17 protein-coding genes are annotated in these 21,779 nt (G+C 57.8%); 6 read left to right on the top strand and 11 right to left on the bottom strand.

Going from position 1 to position 21,779, the window contains the following annotated elements:
• The first annotated feature begins 162 nt into the window (after positions 1-162).
• From AC0Z5Z_RS17335 to AC0Z5Z_RS17325, 3 genes are all read left to right on the top strand, one after another.
• Positions 163-1,554, top strand: coding sequence for a GntP family permease (locus AC0Z5Z_RS17335; RefSeq protein WP_485611401.1), 1,392 nt, complete (start codon positions 163-165; stop codon positions 1,552-1,554).
• Positions 1,555-1,561: 7 nt separating this feature from the next.
• Positions 1,562-2,335, top strand: coding sequence for a 3-hydroxybutyrate dehydrogenase (gene hbdH / locus AC0Z5Z_RS17330; protein ID WP_353187426.1), 774 nt, complete (start codon positions 1,562-1,564; stop codon positions 2,333-2,335).
• Positions 2,336-2,485: 150 nt separating this feature from the next.
• Entirely contained in the window at positions 2,486-4,459 is a 1,974-nt protein-coding gene (locus AC0Z5Z_RS17325; RefSeq protein ID WP_485611400.1) for an acetoacetate--CoA ligase, read from the top strand.
• Positions 4,460-4,477: 18 nt separating this feature from the next.
• Here the strand turns inward: AC0Z5Z_RS17325 and AC0Z5Z_RS17320 are convergent, their stop codons facing one another.
• Together AC0Z5Z_RS17320 and AC0Z5Z_RS17315 are read right to left on the bottom strand one after the other, a co-directional pair.
• On the bottom strand, positions 4,478-8,167 hold the full coding sequence (locus AC0Z5Z_RS17320; protein WP_236168989.1) for a hypothetical protein: 3,690 nt from the start codon (positions 8,165-8,167) through the stop codon (positions 4,478-4,480).
• A gap of 142 nt (positions 8,168-8,309) precedes the next feature.
• Complete coding sequence (locus AC0Z5Z_RS17315; RefSeq protein WP_095179759.1) at positions 8,310-9,419, bottom strand: PilT/PilU family type 4a pilus ATPase; 1,110 nt, start codon at positions 9,417-9,419, stop codon at positions 8,310-8,312.
• Between the two features lie 109 nt (positions 9,420-9,528).
• On the opposite strand from AC0Z5Z_RS17315, the gene AC0Z5Z_RS17310 reads away from it, so the two are divergent.
• Together AC0Z5Z_RS17310 and AC0Z5Z_RS17305 are read left to right on the top strand one after the other, a co-directional pair.
• A complete protein-coding gene (locus AC0Z5Z_RS17310; protein ID WP_041478717.1) occupies positions 9,529-12,066 on the top strand; it encodes a PAS domain-containing hybrid sensor histidine kinase/response regulator in 2,538 nt (845 codons plus the stop codon).
• 52 nt (positions 12,067-12,118) lie between these two features.
• Positions 12,119-12,394, top strand: coding sequence for a peptidylprolyl isomerase (locus AC0Z5Z_RS17305; protein ID WP_007912322.1), 276 nt, complete (start codon positions 12,119-12,121; stop codon positions 12,392-12,394).
• A gap of 116 nt (positions 12,395-12,510) precedes the next feature.
• Here AC0Z5Z_RS17305 and kdgK read toward each other — a convergent pair whose 3' ends face one another.
• The 8 genes from kdgK to AC0Z5Z_RS17265 all read right to left on the bottom strand — a co-directional run bounded on the left by kdgK (position 12,511) and on the right by AC0Z5Z_RS17265 (position 19,173).
• Positions 12,511-13,431, bottom strand: a complete 921-nt coding sequence (gene kdgK, locus AC0Z5Z_RS17300; RefSeq protein ID WP_315435849.1) for a 2-dehydro-3-deoxygluconokinase — start codon at positions 13,429-13,431, stop codon at positions 12,511-12,513.
• Positions 13,432-13,564: 133 nt separating this feature from the next.
• Complete coding sequence (locus AC0Z5Z_RS17295) at positions 13,565-14,779, bottom strand: amino acid deaminase (RefSeq protein WP_485611399.1); 1,215 nt, start codon at positions 14,777-14,779, stop codon at positions 13,565-13,567.
• Between the two features lie 38 nt (positions 14,780-14,817).
• Positions 14,818-15,582, bottom strand: a complete 765-nt coding sequence (locus tag AC0Z5Z_RS17290) for an IclR family transcriptional regulator (protein ID WP_150635937.1) — start codon at positions 15,580-15,582, stop codon at positions 14,818-14,820.
• Positions 15,583-15,729: 147 nt separating this feature from the next.
• Positions 15,730-16,119: a RidA family protein gene (locus tag AC0Z5Z_RS17285; protein WP_016774497.1), complete on the bottom strand. Its 390-nt coding sequence runs from the start codon at positions 16,117-16,119 to the stop codon at positions 15,730-15,732.
• A gap of 31 nt (positions 16,120-16,150) precedes the next feature.
• Complete coding sequence (locus AC0Z5Z_RS17280) at positions 16,151-16,942, bottom strand: amino acid ABC transporter ATP-binding protein (protein WP_041478713.1); 792 nt, start codon at positions 16,940-16,942, stop codon at positions 16,151-16,153.
• The gene (locus AC0Z5Z_RS17275; RefSeq protein WP_041478712.1) at positions 16,939-17,601 is read right to left on the bottom strand and encodes an amino acid ABC transporter permease; all 663 of its coding nucleotides are present in this window, start codon (positions 17,599-17,601) and stop codon (positions 16,939-16,941) included. The genes AC0Z5Z_RS17280 and AC0Z5Z_RS17275 overlap by 4 nt, the downstream gene beginning before the upstream one ends.
• Positions 17,602-17,610: 9 nt before the next feature.
• Positions 17,611-18,273, bottom strand: a complete 663-nt coding sequence (locus AC0Z5Z_RS17270; RefSeq protein ID WP_024012746.1) for an amino acid ABC transporter permease — start codon at positions 18,271-18,273, stop codon at positions 17,611-17,613.
• Positions 18,274-18,324: 51 nt separating this feature from the next.
• Positions 18,325-19,173, bottom strand: a complete 849-nt coding sequence (locus AC0Z5Z_RS17265) for a transporter substrate-binding protein (RefSeq protein WP_485611398.1) — start codon at positions 19,171-19,173, stop codon at positions 18,325-18,327.
• 458 nt (positions 19,174-19,631) lie between these two features.
• Between AC0Z5Z_RS17265 and AC0Z5Z_RS17260 the strand changes: the two genes are divergently transcribed.
• Entirely contained in the window at positions 19,632-20,063 is a 432-nt protein-coding gene (locus AC0Z5Z_RS17260) for a thioredoxin family protein (protein WP_457263346.1), read from the top strand.
• Positions 20,064-20,195: 132 nt separating this feature from the next.
• Here AC0Z5Z_RS17260 and AC0Z5Z_RS17255 read toward each other — a convergent pair whose 3' ends face one another.
• Positions 20,196-21,755, bottom strand: a complete 1,560-nt coding sequence (locus AC0Z5Z_RS17255) for a TerC family protein (RefSeq protein WP_252878000.1) — start codon at positions 21,753-21,755, stop codon at positions 20,196-20,198.
• Positions 21,756-21,779: the final 24 nt, after the last annotated feature.

The following is a 21,779-nucleotide window of genomic DNA, read 5'->3' as shown; positions in this document are numbered from 1 at the left end:
CCATTCAAAGAAAATCTCAACTAAGAGACAAAAACAGCTTCGAGAACTCGACCGAGATCTAATTTCCTTATATTTCAAACAGTTAGAAGATTGGCACAAATCTCGCTAACACCTCTCCACACCCGTTTCACCCACAAAAATAACAATCTGGAGAGACACACCATGAGTGTGATCATTGCCTTGGCAGCCCTGACGCTGCTGATGCTCGCCGCCTACCGTGGCTACAGCGTCATCCTCTTCGCCCCGATCGCCGCCCTCGGCGCGGTGCTGCTCACCGATCCGTCCGCCGTTGCCCCCGCGTTCACCGGGGTGTTCATGGACAAGATGGTCGGTTTCATCAAGCTCTACTTCCCGGTATTTCTGCTCGGCGCGGTGTTCGGCAAGCTCATCGAACTGTCGGGTTTCTCACGCTCGATCGTCGCCGCTGCGATTCGCCTGCTCGGTACCAAACAAGCAATGCTGGTGATCGTGCTGGTGTGCGCCCTGCTCACTTATGGCGGCGTGTCGTTGTTCGTCGTTGTATTCGCCGTTTATCCGTTTGCAGCGGAGATGTTCCGCCAGAGCAATATCCCCAAGCGTTTGATTCCGGCGACCATTGCCCTCGGTGCATTCTCGTTCACCATGGACGCCCTGCCCGGCACGCCGCAAATCCAGAACATCATCCCCAGCACCTTCTTCAACACCACCGCATGGGCGGCGCCGTGGCTGGGGGTGATCGGCACGATTTTCGTGTTCTGCGCCGGCATGCTGTTTCTGCAGCGCCAACGCAACAAGGCGCAACGTGCCGGCGAAGGCTACGGCACTGAACTGCGCAACGAACCGGAAACTGCCGAAGACCTGAAACTGCCCAACCCGTGGATTGCCCTGTCGCCATTGCTGGCCGTGGGCATCATGAACCTGCTGTTCACCCAGTGGATTCCGCAGTGGTATGGCAAGACCCACAGCCTCGCACTGCCGGGCATGGCCGCGCCGGTCACTACCGAAATCGCCAAGCTCACGGCGATCTGGGCGGTGCAGGCGGCGTTGCTGGTCGGCATCCTCATGGTGCTGGCGTTCGGCTTTAAGGCGATTAAAAGCAAGCTTGCCGAAAGCAGCAAAAGTGCGGTCAGCGGTGCGTTGCTCGCGGCCATGAACACCGCGTCTGAATACGGCTTTGGTGCGGTAATCGCTTCGCTGCCGGGCTTTCTGGTGCTGGCCGACTGGCTCAAGCAGATTCCCAATCCGTTGGTCAACGAAGCCATCACCGTGACGCTGCTCGCCGGCATCACCGGTTCGGCCTCGGGCGGCATGAGCATTGCGCTGGCGGCGATGTCCGAGCAGTTCATCAGTGCAGCACATGCGGCGAATATCCCGTTGGAAGTGCTGCACCGCGTGGCCGCGATGGCCAGTGGCGGCATGGACACCCTGCCGCACAACGGCGCGGTGATCACCCTGCTGGCGGTGACCGGATTGACCCACCGCGAAGCCTACAAAGACATTTTCTGTATTACGCTGATCAAGACCCTCGCGGTTTTCGTGGTGATCGGCACTTTCTACGCCACTGGTATTGTGTGAGGTATTCATGACCACTCTTTCCGGCAAGACAGCTTTGGTGACCGGCTCCACCAGCGGTATCGGCCTGGGCATCGCGCTGACCCTCGCAAAGGCTGGCGCCAACCTGATTCTCAATGGCTTCGGCGATGCTTCGAAGGTGATCGCCGACGTCGCTCAGTTCGGCGGCAAGGTCGGCCATCATCCCGCCGATGTCAGCGACCCGGCGCAGATTGCCGACATGGTCGCCTACGCCGAGCGCGAGTTTGGCGGCGTCGACATTCTGGTCAACAACGCTGGCATTCAGCACGTTGCGGCGGTAGAAGAGTTTCCGGTTGAGCGCTGGGATTCGATCATTGCGATCAACCTGTCATCGGTGTTCCACAGCACCCGTTTGAGTCTGCCGGGCATGCGCCGCAAGAACTGGGGGCGCATTATCAATATCGCCTCGGTGCATGGCCAGGTCGGCTCCACCGGCAAAGCCGCGTACGTTGCCGCCAAGCATGGCGTGATCGGCCTGACCAAAGTGGTCGGGCTGGAAACCGCGACCAGCAATGTCACCTGCAATGCGATCTGTCCGGGCTGGGTGTTAACGCCGCTGGTGCAGAAGCAGATCGACGATCGCGCGGCCAAGGGGGTCGATCCGCAGCAGGCGCAGCATGATCTGCTGGCGGAAAAACAGCCCTCGCTGGAGTTCGTCACACCGCAGCATCTGGGTGAGTTGGTGCTGTTCTTATGCAGCGACGCCGGCAGCCAGGTGCGCGGCGCGGCGTGGAACATTGATGGTGGCTGGCTGGCGCAATAAACACCTGGCCATTGTGGGAGCGAGCCCGCTCGCGAATGCGGTTTATCAGACACAGTTCGGGATACTGAGACAACGCTTTCGCGAGCAGGCTCGCTCCCACAGGGAATGATCTCCCTGGCCTATACGAATCCGATAAGAAGAGGCAAACCCATGTCCGACATCCTCTGGCAACCCGACACCCAGCGTATCGCCGGTTCGCGTATGGATGCCTTCCGGCGCGATATCAATCAGCGGCATTCGCTCAAGCTCGACGGCTACCCTGCCCTGCACCAATGGAGCATCGATCAGCGCCCGGCGTTCTGGCAGGCGATCGTCGATTTCTTCGACATCCGCTTCCACACTCAGCCCGACGCCGTCTTGCGTGAAGGTGCAGAAATGCCCAGCGCCGAGTGGTTCCCCGGCGCGACCCTGAACTTCGCTGAACACCTGTTGCGCCGACGCGACGATGCCGTGGCCGTGATCGCAGTCGCAGAGAATGGTCAGCGCGAACAACTGACCTGGGCCGAGTTGGCCGAACAGGTCGCCGGGTTTCAGGCGAGCCTGCGCGCGGCGGGCGTTGGCCGGGGTGATCGCGTGGCGGCGTGCATGCCCAACACCTGGCAAACCCTGGTGGCGATGCTGGCCACTACCAGCCTCGGCGCGATCTGGTCCTGCTCGTCGCCCGACTTCGGCACCCACGGCGTGATCGATCGCTTTGGCCAGATCGAACCGAAAGTGCTGCTCACCTGTGCCGGCTATCAATACGCCGGAAAAACCCTGGATCAGACCGCCAAGCTCAACGAAATCCTTGCACAACTGCCGTCACTGCAGCAGTTGATCATCGTCCCGTACGCTCGCCCGCAAGCTCGCATCGAGGATTACCGAACCCTAGCCGATGTCTGCTTCTGGGAAGATTTTTATCAACCCGGTGGTGAACCGGATTTCACCCCGGTGCCGTTCAATCATCCGCTCTACGTGCTGTACTCCAGCGGCACCACTGGCGTGCCGAAATGCATCGTCCACAGCACCGGCGGCGTGCTGCTGCAACACGTCAAGGAACATGGTTTGCACTGCGACCTCGGTCCCGGTGACCGCTTGTTCTACTACACGACCTGCGGCTGGATGATGTGGAACTGGCTGGTTTCAGCGCTCGCGGTTGGCAGCGCCGTGGTGCTCTACGACGGCTCGCCGTTCCACCCGGATCACCAGCGCCTGCTCGACCTGATCGACGATGAACGCATCAGCGTGTTTGGCACCAGTCCGAAATTCCTCGCGACGCTGGAAAGCAGCGGCGCCAGGCCACGGGAAAGCCATGATTTGAGCAGTTTGAAAACCCTGCTGTGCACAGGCTCGGCTTTGTCACCGCAAAGCTACGATTTCGTTTATCGCGACTTCAAAACCGAGGTGTGTCTGGCCTCAATGTCCGGTGGCACCGACATCGTTTCGTGCTTCGTCAATGGCAACCCGCTGTCAGCGGTACGTCGCGGAGAAATCATGGGCAAGAGCCTGGGCATGGCCGTCGAGGTGTGGAACGACGCTGGCCAGCCGGTGATCGGTGAGAAAGGTGAACTGGTCTGCACGCGGCACTTCCCGGCGATGCCGATCGGCTTGTGGAATGACCCCGACGGCTCAAAACTGCACCAGTCTTATTTCAGCCAGTTCCCCGGTGTATGGGCGCAGGGTGATTACGCCGAGCAATTGTCCGATGGCGCAATGATGATCCATGGCCGCTCGGATGCGGTGTTGAATCCGGGCGGCGTGCGCATCGGCACGGCGGAGATTTATCGGCAGGTCGAGAAAATCAGTGAAGTGCTGGACAGCGTCGCCATCGGTCAGCAATGGCAGGAGGATGTGCGCGTCGTGTTGTTCGTGCGTTTGCACGAAGGCGTCGAGCTGGATGAAGGGCTTGAACAGCGAATCCGCGAAGTGATCCGCGCCAATACCACACCCAGGCATGTTCCCGCACGCATCGTCGCAGTAACCGATATACCGCGCACCATCAGCGGAAAAGTCGTAGAGCTGGCGGTGCGCGATGTCGTGCATGGGAGGCCAGTGAAAAATACCGATGCACTGGCCAATCCCGAAGCGCTGGAGCAGTTTCGGGATCGGCGCGAACTGGCCATGAACGAAGTTATTCAACACTGAATTTCGTCTGGCGCAGCCTCAATTCAGCTGTATTACAACTTCACCGGTGAGGGGCTGATCTCCACTGGCCTCGATCGCTGCGCGCATGATGCTGAGATTCAGCGAAAACAACGCTTCGTTTGTTTTCAACAAACTGAGCAAGGCAATAACGAGCATCAGCGAGTCTGCATTGAGGAGCGCTTGAGCACTTTCGTGAAAACTGCCAGTGATAGGCTCAGACCGGGGCAAGCGTCCCTTTGCCAAGTTTAGTAAAGGCGCCACATCCAAACCGACCTTACCATCTCGGGTCGCCCCCTCGGCAGTGATCAGACTGGTCTTGGCGGGGTTGACCCGAATCATTTCGTGGATGAGGTCATCAGCGATTTCGCCGTAACCTGTCAGGCTGAATCGCTGGTTGAAGTTACGTGTATTGACGGTCATGTACTGAACACGCTTTTTATCTGTAGCTCCTGCGCTCTTCCATTTGCTGTAATCGAATGGATTTACCTCAATGACGCCATCATCTAGTTTCAGGCTATCCAACAGGAAATTACTGGCGGACGTTCCGCCGAAATCCAGCCTGATGGCGCTTAGCAGATTGGACAATTCGTCACGCGCCGCCGCGGTACTGCCAAAAAACAATCCAATCGCGGGGTCGGTTTTGAAATTCAGCGCCGGCGCGCCCAGCACTTCAATTGCGCTGTCTATTTTGAAACGGGCCAGTGGCAGACTGCGCTCGAGAATGTGAGCTGTAAAAACACCCGGAACCGGTTTCTGCAGTAATGGCAGACTAAACTTCTCTTGCAGGTCGAAATTGACGAGTCGTTTGCCCCACGGCTTACCTAGCCGATTGGCCGCGTACCACTCACTGCTTTTCTTGATGGCACAGACATTGAAAGAAGACGCGGTGCTTCCAAGCGGGCGCCACCTCCCGAAACCAACATCGGTAGCATTCGCCAGCTTGTGAAATTCCCGCGCCGTACCGGTCAGTCTGCTCATCTGGACAACGGCTGATTCCACGACTTTTGCGCCCGACGCGCCCAAATGCATGACGCTTTTGAACAATGCTTTCGACGCTTGGTATCCAGCAGTTGGCAATCCATCAATCGGATTGAAAGTCGAGACTGTCAGAGAAATGCCAAACCTGACGAGGCTGCCGATTTTTGCCGTCAACGAAACTGTTTTGGCTGCGATATGCAGAATTTTAGCCGGGGCACCCAGTACAGTGAAGAAAATACCGATAGCATCCATCGTGCACGCGTAAATTCCGTCAACCACCTGATTTCTATTTCCCGAAGCCAAGTCTTCGATACATTTCTTGAACGGGACACACAGGTCAATAATATACGTCAGCACCTCGTTATAAGTGTTCTCCGCACGCTCTTTATCAGTGTATTCGGTGAAGACTTCCCTGAAATCCTGGAGGCTGCCCAAAGGTCTGTTCTTCACAACAAATTGGGCAATATTTTCGATATGCTCATTTACGAAAAACTGATAATTATTACGAACGACCCGCGACGCAGAAGTCGGAGCGATAACAGTGCCAAGTTTCTCTATAACCATAATCCCAGAGGCATTCGGCGACGGCTTTTTTCCGACAATGTAGCTATCGAAATCAGTTGGAACGTTATGCGTGGGGGGCAAAGGGAAAAATGCATCATTGGGCTCCCCTGTATATTCAACCCTTCCAGGCATGTTCATTTTTTGGGTATAAATAATCAATTTGCCTAGCTCATCGTTTCTTCTGCACTCCCCCAGCAAGGTAAACATTTCATAGCATAAAGTCTGATTATTCCCGAAGGAAGCTATCATAATTACGCCGAACCGCCCCACCGCCTGGTCTTTCTTCAGCTGAACTTCTATGTTTTTTGGTGGCTGATTACCCGCGCCGACCAAGTTATAATTAGCCGATGACGGATAGTAAACCTCTGCAACCGAAGGACGTACAGTAAAAAACGTGATCTTGCTTGAGGCAAAGACATCTCGATCGGCTCGAGGCATTCCTGCTATCGCCAGCTTTATGTTTGAAGCCATCGCCTTATGAATATTGCGGTGATAGCTAACGAGCTCAGCTTCGAATGCTGGTTTGATGGCAGGCAAGGCCAAAAGCTGCGGATACTTATCGAAAATGCCGGGCTCTTTATTCCAATCCCATGTTCCGGACGTCAGCACCCCTTCGATATGAAGATCAAGCATCGACACTCTCATTGCAGAATAAGTCTCAGGACGCAAAAGAGGTTGTTCAATAACATCAAAATCAGCAACCGCCTGCTTCAATGCAGTCATCGCCAGTCGTTTCCGATTGGGCGGAGCCGCCCCAAATGCCTTGATTCCCAAAACAATATCATCCACGTGCGTTTTATACGCATTCAAAGCGTCTTGAGCTGCTGTAAGAGCAGACATGTTCAGCTGCTCATGAGTGATGACTTCATTCACCAATGCCCAGTCAATGATAGGGTCGATCGCAGTAATACCTTGCAGCTCCCCCAGTACCGGGCTGACCATTTCCATGCTTGCAAACTTCATGACTTGTTCATATGTCATGAAGCGAGAGACGCCTCGACAATTGATCTCGATAAAGCTCACCGCCTGGCAAAACGTCACCCAGCCGATCGAGCCAGCGTAAAGCTCTTGGGGCAGATTTTTAACCAGGAGACAAGGCGCTACATGAGCCAGGAGCAGGTGGGAAGCGAGAGGAATAATCGAGTGCGAATGGCCCTTTGCTACCAGGTAAGCCTCAAAATTTTCACGTATGGCATATAACGGCCTATCAGCCATGGTGCTCGAATCGTATATATCAAAGGTTCCGATGCAGTTGCGCTTGCCAGTAACGCCTATGGATGAATCCAACTGCAAAATTATTGCAGTGAGCAACACCTGAGCTAGATCGTCACTACTGATTTCCTCGGAATCCTTCGCCCCCCACCAGTCCAGTGCGATGACGTATTCCTTGGCAATTTTCTGCGACGCTGGATGACGAACCAGCATTGCAACGACCTCGTTAGCGCTGTCCCAATTAACGGTAGTAACGTTATACGGTCTGACGCTTCTGAAGATTGTGTTAAGTAGATTCTCATTCGCAGGGAAAAGTTTACTCGTCACCGCGCGAATCTCTGCACACTGCTGTGGTGTCAAGGTGATCGACGTATCATTTAGCCCAGTTATCTGCCCCCAGTAATTACCAAAATTATCTCCTTCAGGCCACTGCCACTCCAAAAAGCCAATCAAGCTTTCTAGTTTTTCTCTGTCATCCGGCACGTTGAACCCGTGAAAACGCAACCACTGCGACAACAGCACTGCGTTATCAAGGTGAACGAATCCACCAAGACCTGCTGCAATAGCGACTAACTTCTCGAACTTCTCATTCGCGTCGGGATTACTCTTGACGTTATCCGATACATCCATCCACCCTTCATGAGTAACGTATATGTGAATTTCACCCGAAGACGTAACTCTACTGTAGGTGCCGGAACCGAGTAAGCTCATCAGATCCTGAAGCATCTCGCTGGCCGGTTTCTGTAAACGTCCAAAAGAGGATTCAGGCGAGAGCCAGATGATCTTTTGGTCATCGTTTGAAATATCCCGTGCAACGTCTTCCGGAGCTTCGACAAGAAATCTTTTCAACTGGCCTAGAAGTGCCATTCGCTCTAATTCATCTGCGGCAGAACAACGCACATTATCGGCAGCGCTCAATTTGGAAAGAGCACCTGCACCACATCGATTTTTCATTTTATTGACCTGTTTATTTACATGGACTTGCTATCGAGATCGCAAATCTAATAAAAACAGGCGAAACCACAACTAACCAAGTATTAGTCTAGATTTCAAACATCTATCACCTGACCGCTCAGCCGCCTACAGACACGACAACTTACTCCACCAACCCCCAATCCCCTGTCGATGCTTTTTCGTTGATTGGAGAATCAAGTTTAAGCTTGATGCCTAACCGTAAGTTGTTTGTCGAATCCGCGTTTTTCAAAGCTTCTTCTACTGTAATAACACGCGCAAGGACTAACTGTAACAGTGCAGCATCGAATGTCTGCATGCCTGAGTCTTCGGATTTCTCCATGATACTTTTCAACTCAGCCAACTCATTGCGACGGAGCGCATCAGCAACAGTCGGCGTACCTAACAACACTTCCACGGCCGCCCTGCGCTGGCCGTCGACAGTGCGTACCAAGCGCTGCGAGATAAAGGCTTTCAGGTTGTTGCCCAATGTCTGCAACAGCTGCTCGCGCTTCTCCTCGGGAAACATATTGATGATGCGATCCAGCGCCTGATTGGCGTTGGTCGCATGTAATGTCGACAACACCAGATGCCCTGTATCAGCAAACGAGAGCGCATGCTCCATGGTTTCGCGATCGCGTATTTCGCCAATCAACACTACATCCGGTGCCTGGCGCAGAGTGTTCTTCAGTGCAGCATGAAAGCTGCGCGTATCGACGCCAACCTCACGCTGATTGATGATCGAGCGCTTGTGCCGATGGATATATTCGATCGGGTCTTCGATGGTCACGATGTGCCCGGCACTGTGGCGGTTGCGATGATCGATCAGCGCCGCCAGGGAGGTCGACTTTCCCGAACTGGTAGCGCCGACAAAAAGAATCAGGCCACGTTTGAGCATCACCGTTTCCAGCAACACCGGCGGCAGTTTCAAGTCTTCGAACCGCGGGATGTCGAGCTTGACGTTGCGGATAACGATCGAAACGTCGTTGCGCTGCTTGAAAATGTTCACCCGGAACCGGCCGACGCCCGTTCGGGAGATTGCCAGGTTCATTTCAAGATCCCGGTCGAACTCCCGGCGCTGCTCGGCGTCCATCAGGGAGGTGGCGATGGCCGCGGTTTCGCCAGGTTTGAATGGCTGATCGCTGAGCGCCGTCAGCACACCATCAATGCGAGCGCTCGGTGGTGCTCCGGTGGAAAGGAAGAGATCCGAACCGTTTTTTTGCGACAATGTTGACAACAGTGCATCGATTTCCATGGCTGAAAGCACCCGCGAAGCATTGAATTAGCAGATTTGGCCTACGCTTGGCGCGGCTCCTGCAACAATGATAGACCCCGTCTCACCGAACCACGCTCAGGATTGAAACATGAATGCTGTACCCACCACCGATGACGCCCAGGCCCTGATCGCCCGCACCGACTGGAGCCGCAGTCCGCTGGGCGCCGCCGGCACCTGGCCGCAGAGCCTGCGCACGGCGGTGGACATCGTGATTCATTCGCCGATGCCGATGCTGCTGTTGTGGGGGCCGCAACTCACGCAGATCTACAACAATGGCTTTGCCCTGCTCGCCGGCAGTAAGCATCCCGAAGCCTTCGGCCAGCCAACGCATGAGATCTGGCCGGAAGTGCGGGATTTTGCCGAGCCGATCTACCAAGCGGTGCTGCAGGGTCAGGTGCGCAGCTTCAGCGAGCAGCGTTTCAGCGTACAGCGGGACGGCAAAAAAACCGATTTCTGGCTGGACCTGACCTACAGTCCGATTCGCGATGAAACCGCACAGGTCGCCGGCATTCTGATCACTGCCATTGAGACCAACGAGCGCCGCCGTATTGCCCTGGAATTGCAGCGCCGTTCCGAGGAAAGCCTCAAGGCTCAGCGCCAGTCCGAAGAGCGTCTGCAACTGGCCCTTGCCGCCGCCGACGCCGTCGGAACGTGGGACTGGGACATTGGCGAAGACCGATTCATTGCCGATGCGCATTTTGCCGAACTGCATGGCGTTGATCCGAGCAAGGCCGGGCAATTGCCGATCAGCGAATATATGCACGGGGTGCACCCCGAAGACCGCGCAATGGTTGCGCGCGGCATCAAGCACTGCATCACCCACGGCACCGAGTACGCTGAGGAATATCGCTTGTTGCAGGCCGATGGCACGCTGCGCTGGGTGTTCGCGCGCGGGCGTTGCTACAAGGATCATCATGGTCGGCCGATGCGCTTTCTCGGCGCGGCGCTGGACCTGACCGAACGCAAACACACCGAACAAGCGCTGCGTCAGAGCCAGACCGAATTGCAGTTGATCATCAACGCCATGCCGATCCTGATCAGCTATGTCGACGCCGAAGAACGTTTTCGCTTGAACAACGCAGCGTATCTCGACTGGTACGGCCTTACACCGCAAGAGTTGTACGGGCGCAAGATTCGCGAAGTCATCGGCGAAGAGGCGTATTTCCTGCGTGCGCCGTACATCGCCGAAGCGCTGGCCGGGCGCGCCTGTTCCTTCAGTTTCTACACACCGCACCGCGATGGCAGCACCCGTCATGCCCTCATGAATTACCTGCCGCGACATGGCGCGGACGGCGCAGTGAATGGCTTCTACATCTTTGTCATCGACGAAACCGAGCGCAAGAAAACCGAGGAAGCCCTGCGTAATCTCAACGAGACCCTCGAAGAGCGGGTCAGCGCGCGCACCGAGCAACTGGCTCAGGCCAACGAGCGTTTGCAGAACGAGATGTTCGAACGCGAGCGCGCCGAAGACGCCTTGCGCCACGCGCAGAAGATGGAAGCCGTCGGCCAGCTCACGGGTGGCATCGCCCACGACTTCAACAACATGCTCACCGGCATTATCGGCAGTCTGGACTTGATGCAGCGCTACATCGCCAATGGTCGTGCCGACGAGATCGGCCGTTTTACCGAAGCGGCCGTGTCATCGGCCAATCGCGCGGCGGCGCTCACGCATCGCTTGCTGGCGTTCTCGCGGCGCCAGTCGCTGGACCGCAAGCAACTGAACGTCAATGAGCTGGTGCACTCGCTGGAAGATCTGATCCGCCGCACCAAAGGCGATCCGATCGACCTGCAACTGCGCCTGCCCGAAGACGTTTGGCCGGTGAGCACCGACGTCAGCCAGCTGGAAAATGCCTTGCTCAATCTGGTGATCAACGCCCGCGACGCGATGCCCGAAGGCGGCACGTTGCTGATCCAGACTGCCAACGTCTACCTCGACAGCAGCGACATCACCATTCTCGAACCGGTCAAGGCCGGGGAATACGTCATGCTCGCGGTCAGCGATAACGGCACCGGCATGACTCCGTCAATTCGCTCCAAAGCGTTCGATCCGTTCTTCACCACCAAGCCGATCGGCCAGGGCACCGGGCTCGGGCTGTCGATGATCTACGGTTTCGCCCAGCAGTCCGGTGGTCACGTCAGCCTCGACAGCGTGCCGGGGCAAGGTACTTGCGTGCGCCTGTATTTGCCGCGCTTGCTTGAGCCGACGCCGGAAACTTCATCTGTGAAGAAAGCCGAACCGATTGCTGCTTCATCTTCTGGCGAAACCGCAATCGTGGTCGAGGATGACGCGGCGGTGCGCATGCTGGTGCTCGATCTGCTGAGGGAGCTGGGCTACAAAACCTTCGAAGCGGCAAACGCCAAAATCGCCCTGCCCTTGTTCGAGTCCGCGCAACGTGTCGATCTGCTGGTCACCGATGTCGGGCTGCCCGGCATGAACGGTCGCCAGTTGGCGGAAATTGCGCGCCAGCATCGTCCCGGCCTTAAAGTGCTGTTCATGACCGGTTACGCGCAGATTGCTGCCGAGCGCCAGGGCTTTCTTGAAGAGGGCATGGACATGGTCGCCAAGCCTTTTGTCCTGGAAGTGTTGGCGAGCAAGATTCGCAAGTTGAGCAACCCGACCCCGTGACTTGAGGCATAATCGCGCGCCCCGCTGTCACCCCGTTATCAGGTATTGCACGATGAAAGCCCAAGCCCGCCACATTCTGGTGAAAACCGCCGAAGAGGCCGAACAACTCAAACAGCGCATCGCCAAGGGCGAAGCATTCGATGTGCTGGCGAAGAAGTTTTCCACCTGCCCATCCGGCAAACGCGGCGGTGATCTGGGCGAAGTACGTCCAGGACAGATGGTCGGCGCGATTGATGCGGTGATTTTCAAGAAACCACTGCGCACCGTGCATGGACCGATCAAGAGCAAGTTTGGTTATCACCTGGTGCAGGTGTTTTATCGGGATTGATCGGCTGGCTGTCGAGCTTCTTCGCGAGCAGGCTCGCTCCCACATTTCGACCGGATTTTCATTGTGGGAGCGAGCCTGCTCGCGAACCGATTGCGCAGCAAGCGGCCATTCTCTGACTACCTGGGGATCAGCGCCCCTGGCACCTGTATCACCTGACTGGCCAATTCATGTCCCGCTTGGGCCGCCTCTGCCGGGCTGCCGCCGAGCAAGCGCCGGGCCAGATATGCCGCACTGAACGAATCCCCCGCCGCCGTGGTGTCGACAACCTTGTCGACCTTTTGCGCCGGCACCTCAAACGTCTCCCCCTGACAACGAATCAGGCACGCCTCCGCGCCACGCTTGAGCACCACTTCTGGCGTGCCAATCTGCGCATACGTCGCAAACACCTCAGCGCAATCGGCAAACCCGAACAACGCCTGTTCGTCATCCACGGTGAGCAACGCCAGATCGACATAGGGCAAGACGCTGCGATATGCCGCGCGGGCCTCTTCCACAGAAGCCCACAAGCGTGGGCGGTAGTTGTTGTCGAAAACGATGCGCGCATCGCGCTGCCGGGCTTCGCTCAACGTCTTGATCAGGCGGGCACGGCCTTGCATGCCAAGTACGGCGAGGGTGATCCCGCTGAAATACAGCACGTCGTAGTCCGGCAAGGCCGCGAGAATCGGCTCGGCCGCAGGGGTAGTGAAGCAATCGCGTACCGCCGCTTCGTTGCGCCAGTACAGAAAGCGCCGCTCGCCGTTGGCGTCGGTCTGTATGCAATACAAACCGGGAAGCCGACCGGGCAAGCGCTGCACCAGATCGAGGCCGATGCCTTCGCTGCGCCAGATCTGGCACATCGCATCGCTGAAACTGTCATCGCCCAGCGCGGTGACGTAGTCGACTTGCGCCTTGTCGCCCAGGGCGCGGGACAGGTACACGGCCGTATTGAGGGTATCGCCACCGAAGCTTTGCTGCAGACTGCCGTCGGCACGTTGTTGCAGTTCGATCATGCATTCGCCGATCAGGGCGATGCGTGGGGTGTTGCGGAGGATTTTCATCGGGTGGGATCTCGGGTGGTTCAGTGGTGGCTAAGCGGGCGTCTTCGCGAGCAGGCTCGCTCCCACATTCAAATGCGTCCTCTGTGGGAGCGAGCCTGCTCGCGAAATAGCCGCCGCAACGCAATCTCAAGCCTTAGAAACAAGTCGCCATGGTCTCGATGACCGCCAACTGCTCATCCACCAGCAACCCCACCCGCCATTTATCGAACGTCAGGCACGGATGCGAAGTACCAAAGGAAATGATGTCGCCGACCCGCAGTTCTACACCCGGCGCCACGGTCATGAACGCATGCTGATCCATCACCGCCGTGACCTTGCACGCACCGATATCATCACCTGTCGCCGGCACCACACCGGCCTTGTAGCGCAACAACGGCACCGGCAAACCGGCGTCGAATGCGACGTCGCGCTTGCCCAGAGCGATCACCGCGAAACCCGGTTCCGGCAGCGACTGCACATGAGCCCAGACTTCCAGCGCTGGGCGCAGGCCTTCGTGCAGATCGCTGCGACGGTCGAGCACGCAGCACTGCGCCTCTTTGTAGATACCATGGTCGTGGGCCACGTAACTGCCCGGGCGCAACACGCTGAGGAAACGGCCAGCGGCGTTCTGGGTTTCGAAAGATTCGGCGATCAGGTCGTACCAGGCCGAACCCGACGCAGTGATGATCGGTCTGGCGATGGCAAAGGCGCCGCTGTCCTGTAGCTGCACCGCGAGGCGAACCAGCGACGCGGCGAATTCGCGAATGCCACTGACCGCATGATCGCCATGAATCACGCCTTCGTAACCTTCAATACCGGTAAGGGCCAGCGCCGGTTGCGCATCGATGGCCTTGGCCAGCTCGATGACTTCCTGCTCGCTGCGGCACCCGCAGCGCCCGCCGACCACGCCATATTCGATCATCACGTTGAGCCTGACCCCACGGGAAGCGAAGTAAGCCCCGAGGTCGGCAACGTTGTCCGGGTGATCGACCATGCAATAGAAATCGAACGTCGGATCGGCGAGCAGATCGGCAATCAACGCCATGTTAGGCGTGCCGACCAATTGATTGGCCATCAACACCCGACGTACGCCGTGAGCATAAGCGGCGCGGGTCTGGGTGGCGCTGGCGAGGGTGATGCCCCAGGCGCCGGCGTCGAGCTGTCGCTTGAACAGTGCCGGGGTCATGCTGGTTTTGCCGTGGGGCGCGAGTTCGGCGCCGCTGTCGCTGACAAATTTCTGCATCCAGCGAATGTTGTGCTCGAGCGCCTCGCGGTGCAGCACCAACGCCGGCAGGCTGACGTCGCGGGTCAGTTGCGCGCCGATGGCGGCGTCGCCTTTTTCTACGGCAGAGTTGATGGCAGTGGTCATGGTCCAGTCCTCACAGTCGCGGCCGCAGGCAGCCGCGGTTATTCGTTGATCCGCCGGGCGAGGCTGTTGGCGCTCTCGATCAGCACCCGGCGATAGTCGTTGTAATTGTTTTTCGCATCGGCCCGAGGGGCGACGATGCACAACGTGCAAATGGCCACGCCTTGCGGGTCTTTCACCGGCGCGGCGAAGCAATGGGTGAACGTGTCGGCGACGCTGTCGAAGGAGAAGAAGCCATCGAGGCCAGCCTGACGAATCTCCGCCAGAAAGCGTTCCAGCGGCAGGCGTTCGCCGTCGGGCAGGATGTAGTCGTCCTCGTCGATCAGGTCGATGATCTGCTGATCGCTTAAATGCGCGAGCAGCAGGCGCCCGGAGGCGGTCCAAGGGATCGGCGCGTTTTCGCCGATATCCGATGAGATGCGGAAATGCCGCTCGCCCTCCTTCATCAACGCCACCGTGTATTTGCGCCCGTTGAGCAGGCACATCTGCGCAGTTTCGCGGGTCTGGCTGACGATCTCCTGCAAGGCGTGATCGGCTTCGCGGCTGAGGTCGAAATGGCGCAGATGCGCTTGGCCGAGGAAGTACAACTGGCGGCCGAGATAGACGTGGCCGTCCTTGCCCACCGGCTCGAGAATCCGCCGCTCCAGCAAGGATGCGACCAGCTCGTAGACCGTGGATTTCGGGCCGCCGATGCCGTTGGCGATGTCATTGGGGCGCAGGGGCTGGCCGATTTCCTTGAGAAAATCGAGGATATCGAACGCCCGGTCCAGACCACGTGCCCGGCGCTTGATGGTGTCTTCGGTCATGTCAGTGGTTTCCATTCAAAGTCGCCGGGAGTTTACCGAGAGTCCAGTGTCGCCTGTTACATCGCTTTCGCGAGCAGGCTCGCTCCCACAGGAAAACGCATTCCAAATGTGGGAGCGAGCCTGCTCGCGAAGAGGGCTGCACTTGTTTCAGGCCTTCTTCTTGTAGGCAATGCAGTCGATCTCAACCTTGCAATCAACCATCATGCTCGCCTGCACACAGGCCCGCGCCGGGGCGTGTTCGGGTTTGAAATACTCGGCGAAGACCTTGTTGAAACTGCTGAAATCCCGTGGATCGTCCAGCCAGACGCCAGCGCGGACCACGTCCTCGAGGCCATAGCCAGCCTCTTCGAGAATGGCGATCAGGTTCTTCATGGTCTGGTGGGTCTGTTCGACGATGCCGCCGACGATGATCTCGCCATCCACCGCCGGTACCTGGCCGGACACATGCAGCCAACCATCCGCTTCAACAGCGCGGGCGAATGGACGAGGCTGGCCGCCGGCGGCGGTGCTGCCGGTGCCGTAACGCGTAATGCTCATGGGTGTTTCTCCTGATTGCAAAAGTGCAGATTCAAAACCGCGTGCTTTTGAGAAATTCCGCCAGACGCGGCGATTGCGGGCGTTCGAACAGTTCCTTGGGAGGCCCCTGCTCTTCGATTCGCCCTTGATTCATGAAAACGATCTTGTCCGAGACCTCGAAAGCGAAACGCATTTCGTGGGTCACCAACAACATGGTCATGCCGTCCTCGGCCAGCCCCTTGATCACGTTGAGCACCTCGCCAACCAGTTCCGGGTCGAGGGCTGAGGTGACTTCGTCAAAGAGCATCAGGCTCGGGTTCATCGCAATCGCTCGGGCAATCGCTACGCGCTGTTGCTGACCGCCGGACAACTGACCGGGAAAGTGATTGCGCCGCTCCAGCAGGCCGACACGCTCCAACCATTTTTCGGCAAGCACCACGGCTTCGTCCTTGTGCATCTTCTTCACCTTGAGCAGGCCCAAGGTGACGTTCTGCAAGGCGGTCAGGTGCGGAAACAGGTTGAATTGCTGGAACGCCATGCCGGTCATCGCGCGATGGCGAGCAATGACCTTTTCCGGGTGACGTACGCGTTTACCGTTGACCTCGTCATAGCCGATGGATTCGCCGTCGAGCAGAATCTGCCCGCCCTGAAACTCTTCGAGCATGTTCACGCAACGCAGCAGCGTGGTCTTGCCCGAGCCACTGGAGCCGATCAGCGTAACGACGTTGCCACGCTGCATGCTCAGGTCGACACCCTTGAGCACTTCCACCGCGCCGTACTGTTTGTGCAGACCGCGAATATCCAGCAGCGCCTGATTCTGTGAAGCAACTTGAGCTTGAGTCATGGCAAGGCCACCCGCTTTTCAATGTGCCGGCCGAGTAATTCGATGCCGTAGTTGATGACGAAGAACAGAAAACCGGCGAACAGGTAGAACTCCAGGGTCATGAAGTTTCGGGCGATGATCTGTTGCGTGCTGAGCAGCAATTCGGCGACGCCGATCACCGAGAGCAAGGTCGAAGCCTTGACGATTTCGGTGGACGAGTTGACCCAGGTCGGCAAAATCTGCCGCAGCGCCTGAGGCAACAGTACGTAGCCGAGGGATTGGTAGAACGTCAGACCGATGGCTTTGCCCGCCTCCATCTGCCCGCGCGGCAGGGCTTGCAAGGCGCCACGGACGATTTCGGCGACGTGCGAGCCGCAGAACAGCGTCAGGCCCAAGGCTCCGGCCTGAAACGCGCTGATCTGCCAACCGAGCGCCGGCGCCATATAAAAGCAGGCCAGCACCAATACAAACACCGGCGTGCCGCGAATCAGATCGACGTACAGCCGAAACGGCGCGCGCATCCAGAATCTGCCGTAAGTCAGGACCAGGCCGGCAACCACGCCGAGCATGGTGCCCAAGACGATGGCCAGCGCCGAGACCTGCACACTGGTCAGAAAGCCCTGCCACAAAGGCTCGCGCGCGAGCCACAATTCATGCAACCAACTGGGGGATTGGTACATCGCAGCCTCCTATCGGCGGATCGCCAGACGCTGCTCGAGGTAACGCAGCAGCATGGCAATGAGGTAACAGGCCGCGACATACAACGCCGTGGTCACCAGCCAGGTTTCGATCACCCGGTAGCTCTCGACGTTGATCTTGCGCGCGTAATAGGTCAGCTCCGGCACCGCAATCGCAGCCGCCAGCGAGGTGTCCTTGAACAGCGAAATGAAGTTGTTCGACAGCGCCGGCAGCACATTGCGCAGCATCACCGGCACGGTGACGTAAGCCTTGACCTGCCATTCACCGAGACCGATTGCCAGCCCGGCTTCGCGCTGGCCTTTGGGAATGCTCAACAAGCCGCCACGGAAGACTTCGGTCAGGTACGCGCCGGCATACAGCGACAGCGTGATGATGAACGAAGGAATCTTGTCCAGACGAATGCCAAGGCTGGGCAGTGCGAAGTAGATCAACAGAATCAACACCAGGATTGGCGTGTTGCGCACCACCGTGACGTACACCGAGGCCAGCACCCGCAAGGCGCGATGTTTGGAGAGCAATGCAAACGCCATCAGCAGGCCGATCACGCAGCCGATGGCGATCGACACCAGCGCCAGCTGCAAGCCCAGCCCGAGCCCTGCCAGCAAGGTGTCGAAATCGCGCCACACGGCGGCAAAGTTCAACTGATAATTCATGGTCAGCAGTACCTTGAGCGGGGCGACTGAAATCGCCCCACTCTCACGGGATCATTTGAATTCGACTGGGAAACCGATCGCGGGCGACGGCAGATCGACACCGAACCATTGCTTGAAGGAGGCGGCGTAGGTCGGGAACTCAACCCCGGTCATGGCCTCATGCAGCGCGGTGTTGACGAAGTTCAGCCAGTCCTGATCGCCGCGTTTCACCGCACACGCGTAGGTTTGCGGGCTCCAGGCGTAGCTTGGGCTGCGGTAGCGGCCCGGGTTCTGCACCATCAGGTATTTGACCGACGACTGATCGGTTGCGGCGGCATCGGCACGGCCGGAGTTCACTGCCTGATACATCAGGTCGACGCTGTCGTACTGATCGACCTTGGCCTTGGGCAATGCCTGATGCACCAATTCTTCGGCGTAGACGTTTTGCAGTACCGCGACGGTAACGTCATCGCCCGCCGCCTGCAGGTCTTCGATTTCCTTGTACTTGCTGTTATCCGGCAACAGCAGGCCGACGCCTTCGCGGTAGTACGGCAGAGTGAATGCCACTTGCTGGGCGCGGCTCGCGGTGACGGTGATGAACTGGCAGCTCATGTCGACCTTGTCGGTCAGCAGGTTGGGGATACGCGCATCGGACGACTGCACCACGAACTCGACTTTACTCGGGTCGTTGAACAGTCCCTTGGCCACCATCCTGGCGATGTCGATATCGAAACCCTGCAACTTGCCGTCCGCGCCCTGAAAGTGCCACGGCGCATTGGTGCTGCCGGTGCCCACGATCATCTTGCCACGGGCGAGAACACTGTCGAGCTTGCTGTCGGCCGCCTGGGCCAGACCCATGACCGAGGAAGAAGCCGCAAGGACAAAAACACACGCTTTGAACAACGAAGGATGGCGACGCATGGCAAGCACTCCAGAATTGTGTTTATTCCGCTATACCGGAACACGGTTTGTTACTACGGAATAGACAGCAGAAAGTGTGCCACAGGAATCTCCCGAAATCTGTAACTGCGTTGAACGCTTTTGGAATCAACAAGATATGTTTCGTGGACCAAAGGGTTTGGCCCGACCAGGAGCGAAGGAAACACCTGACAAAGCCAGGAAAGGGGTAATGCGTTCCCAACTTGGGTCAGATCGCGCCATTGTGGTGCGAATCAGGGTGACAGTTGAGCAAAACCCGGTATCAGCGCTTTAGCGCCTGCCTGTAGACATCACCACCCTGCCGTTTCGCGACGGCTATCACCGTGACGACAGCACTTCTCGTGGTTACGCAGTCCACCTGTAATTTCTGACAGTAGACCCCGACATGCCTACTCCTTTAACGTCAAGCAACCTATCCGCTCGTTGAAAAGGACCCTTCGATGAACGTCACCAACACAACTTCCGCGTTGGCCCCGGTTTACCGCAAAGCCCTGAAAACCTGGCGTCCGGTCATTCTTTATTTCGCCAATGAACATTGCCCCGCCTGCGAATGGGCCGGGCCGATCTTTCGGCAGATTGCCGAGCCTTACCGACTGCGCGCCAACATCTATATGCTCAACACCAGCCAATCGCCCAAGCACCCGAATGTCACGGGCACGCCAACCGTGCTGTTCTATAAAAACGGCAGGCTGATGAAAAAGCTCAAAGGTATCGGCACTGAAGAAACCCTCGCACGGGATTTCGCCGTGCACATCGGCAAGACCAAAGCCCCCTTTGCCGCGCGTAAACGAAAGCATGATCTGCCTTGGCTGCGTCAGACACTTCGTACTTTGCGTACCGTTCCACGTGGACGCCTACGCCGGATGTTCTGAACGAGCCCAGAGCTGTGAAGTGCCTGCCAAATTGCCTTCGCGAGCAGGCTAGCTGCCACATTGAACCGCGTTGCAATGTGGCAGCTAGCCCGCTCGCAAAAAGGCAGGCACAGCTTTTAGAAAGCGCAAGTATTACGCGGCAGCGCGCTCCAGCAACACCCGCGTCACCCGCCGCTCTTCCACCGCTTTGACAGTCAGTTGCCAGCCCTCGTATTCCAGTCGATCACCGGTCATCGGCAAGCGATCCAGCAGACTCATCACCAACCCGGCCATCGTCTGATAATCCTCGGTCGGCTCGGCATCGAAGCCGGTACGCTGGCGAACGCGAGCCAAGGGCAGCGCGCCGCTGACCAGAAACCCGCCGCGCTCTTCGACCACGTCCGGGCCTTCGATTTCGCTGGCATCGGGTAGTTCGCCAGCGATCGATTCGAGGATGTCGGTCATGGTCAGTACGCCGACAAAATCGCCAAATTCATTGACCACGAAGGCAATGTGCGTTGACGCCGCGCGCATCTGCTCCAGGGCATTGAGGATTGAGTAACTGTCGAGCAGATTGACGGTCTTGCGAGCCAGATGCTCCAGGTTCGGCTCGTTGCCCGCCAGATATTCCTTGAGCAGTTCCTTCTTGTGTACGAAGCCCAGCGGCTCGTCCACCGCGCCATCGCGAATCAGCGGCAAGCGCGAGTAGGACGAATGCATCAACTTCGTGCGAATGGTTTCGGCGTCATCCGCAAGATCAATCAGGTCAACGTCGGCGCGCACCGTCATCAGGTTGCGAATCGGCCGTTCCGCCAGTTGCAGCACACCGCTGATCATCACCCGCTCACGACGATCAAACAGCTCGGCCACCGGCGCTTCACCGTCGTCCAGCAGGTCGGAGATTTCCTCGCCAACCTCCTCCGCCGCCAGTTTGCGCCCGCCGAGCAGACGCATCACCGCATGGGCCGTGCGCTCACGCATCGGCCGCACGCCCTGAATCGAACGTTTGCGCCGCGCCCGGGCGATCTGGTTGAAGACTTCGATCAGGATCGAAAAACCGATGGCCGCGTACAGATAACCTTTCGGGATATGGAAGCCCAGACCTTCGGCGGTCAGGGCAAAACCGATCATCATCAGGAAGCCCAGGCACAGCATGATCACGGTCGGGTGCGCGTTGACAAAGCGGGTCAGCGGCTTGCTGGCGACGATCATCAGGCCGATGGAAATGATCACGGCGATCATCATCACCGCCAGTTCATCGACCATGCCCACGGCGGTAATCACCGCGTCGAGCGAGAACACGGCGTCGAGCACCACGATCTGCGCCACGATCGGCCAGAACAGCGCGTAGGTCGTGTTGGTCGAGCGCTCGCCGACGTGGCCTTCGAGGCGTTCATGCAACTCCATCGTCGCTTTGAACAACAGGAACACGCCACCGAACAGCATGATCAGATCACGACCGGAGAAGCTCTTGTCGAACACCTCGAACAACGGTTGCGTGAGCGTAACCAGCCAGGAAATGCTCGCCAACAGGCCCAGGCGCATGATCAACGCCAGCGACAAGCCGATGATCCGCGCACGATCACGCTGATGCGGCGGCAGTTTGTCGGCAAGAATTGCGATGAACACCAGGTTGTCGATACCCAGTACCAGTTCCAGCACGATCAGAGTCAACAGGCCTAACCAGGCCGTGGGATCCGCTAACCATTCCATAAAACGTCTCGATCTCTCTACAGT

The sequence above is a fragment of the Pseudomonas sp. 1L-E-NC-VB-C3 genome, from assembly GCF_057291535.1.
Note: the sequence above shows the minus strand (reverse complement) of the source record. Positions and strands in the feature narration are given on the sequence as shown.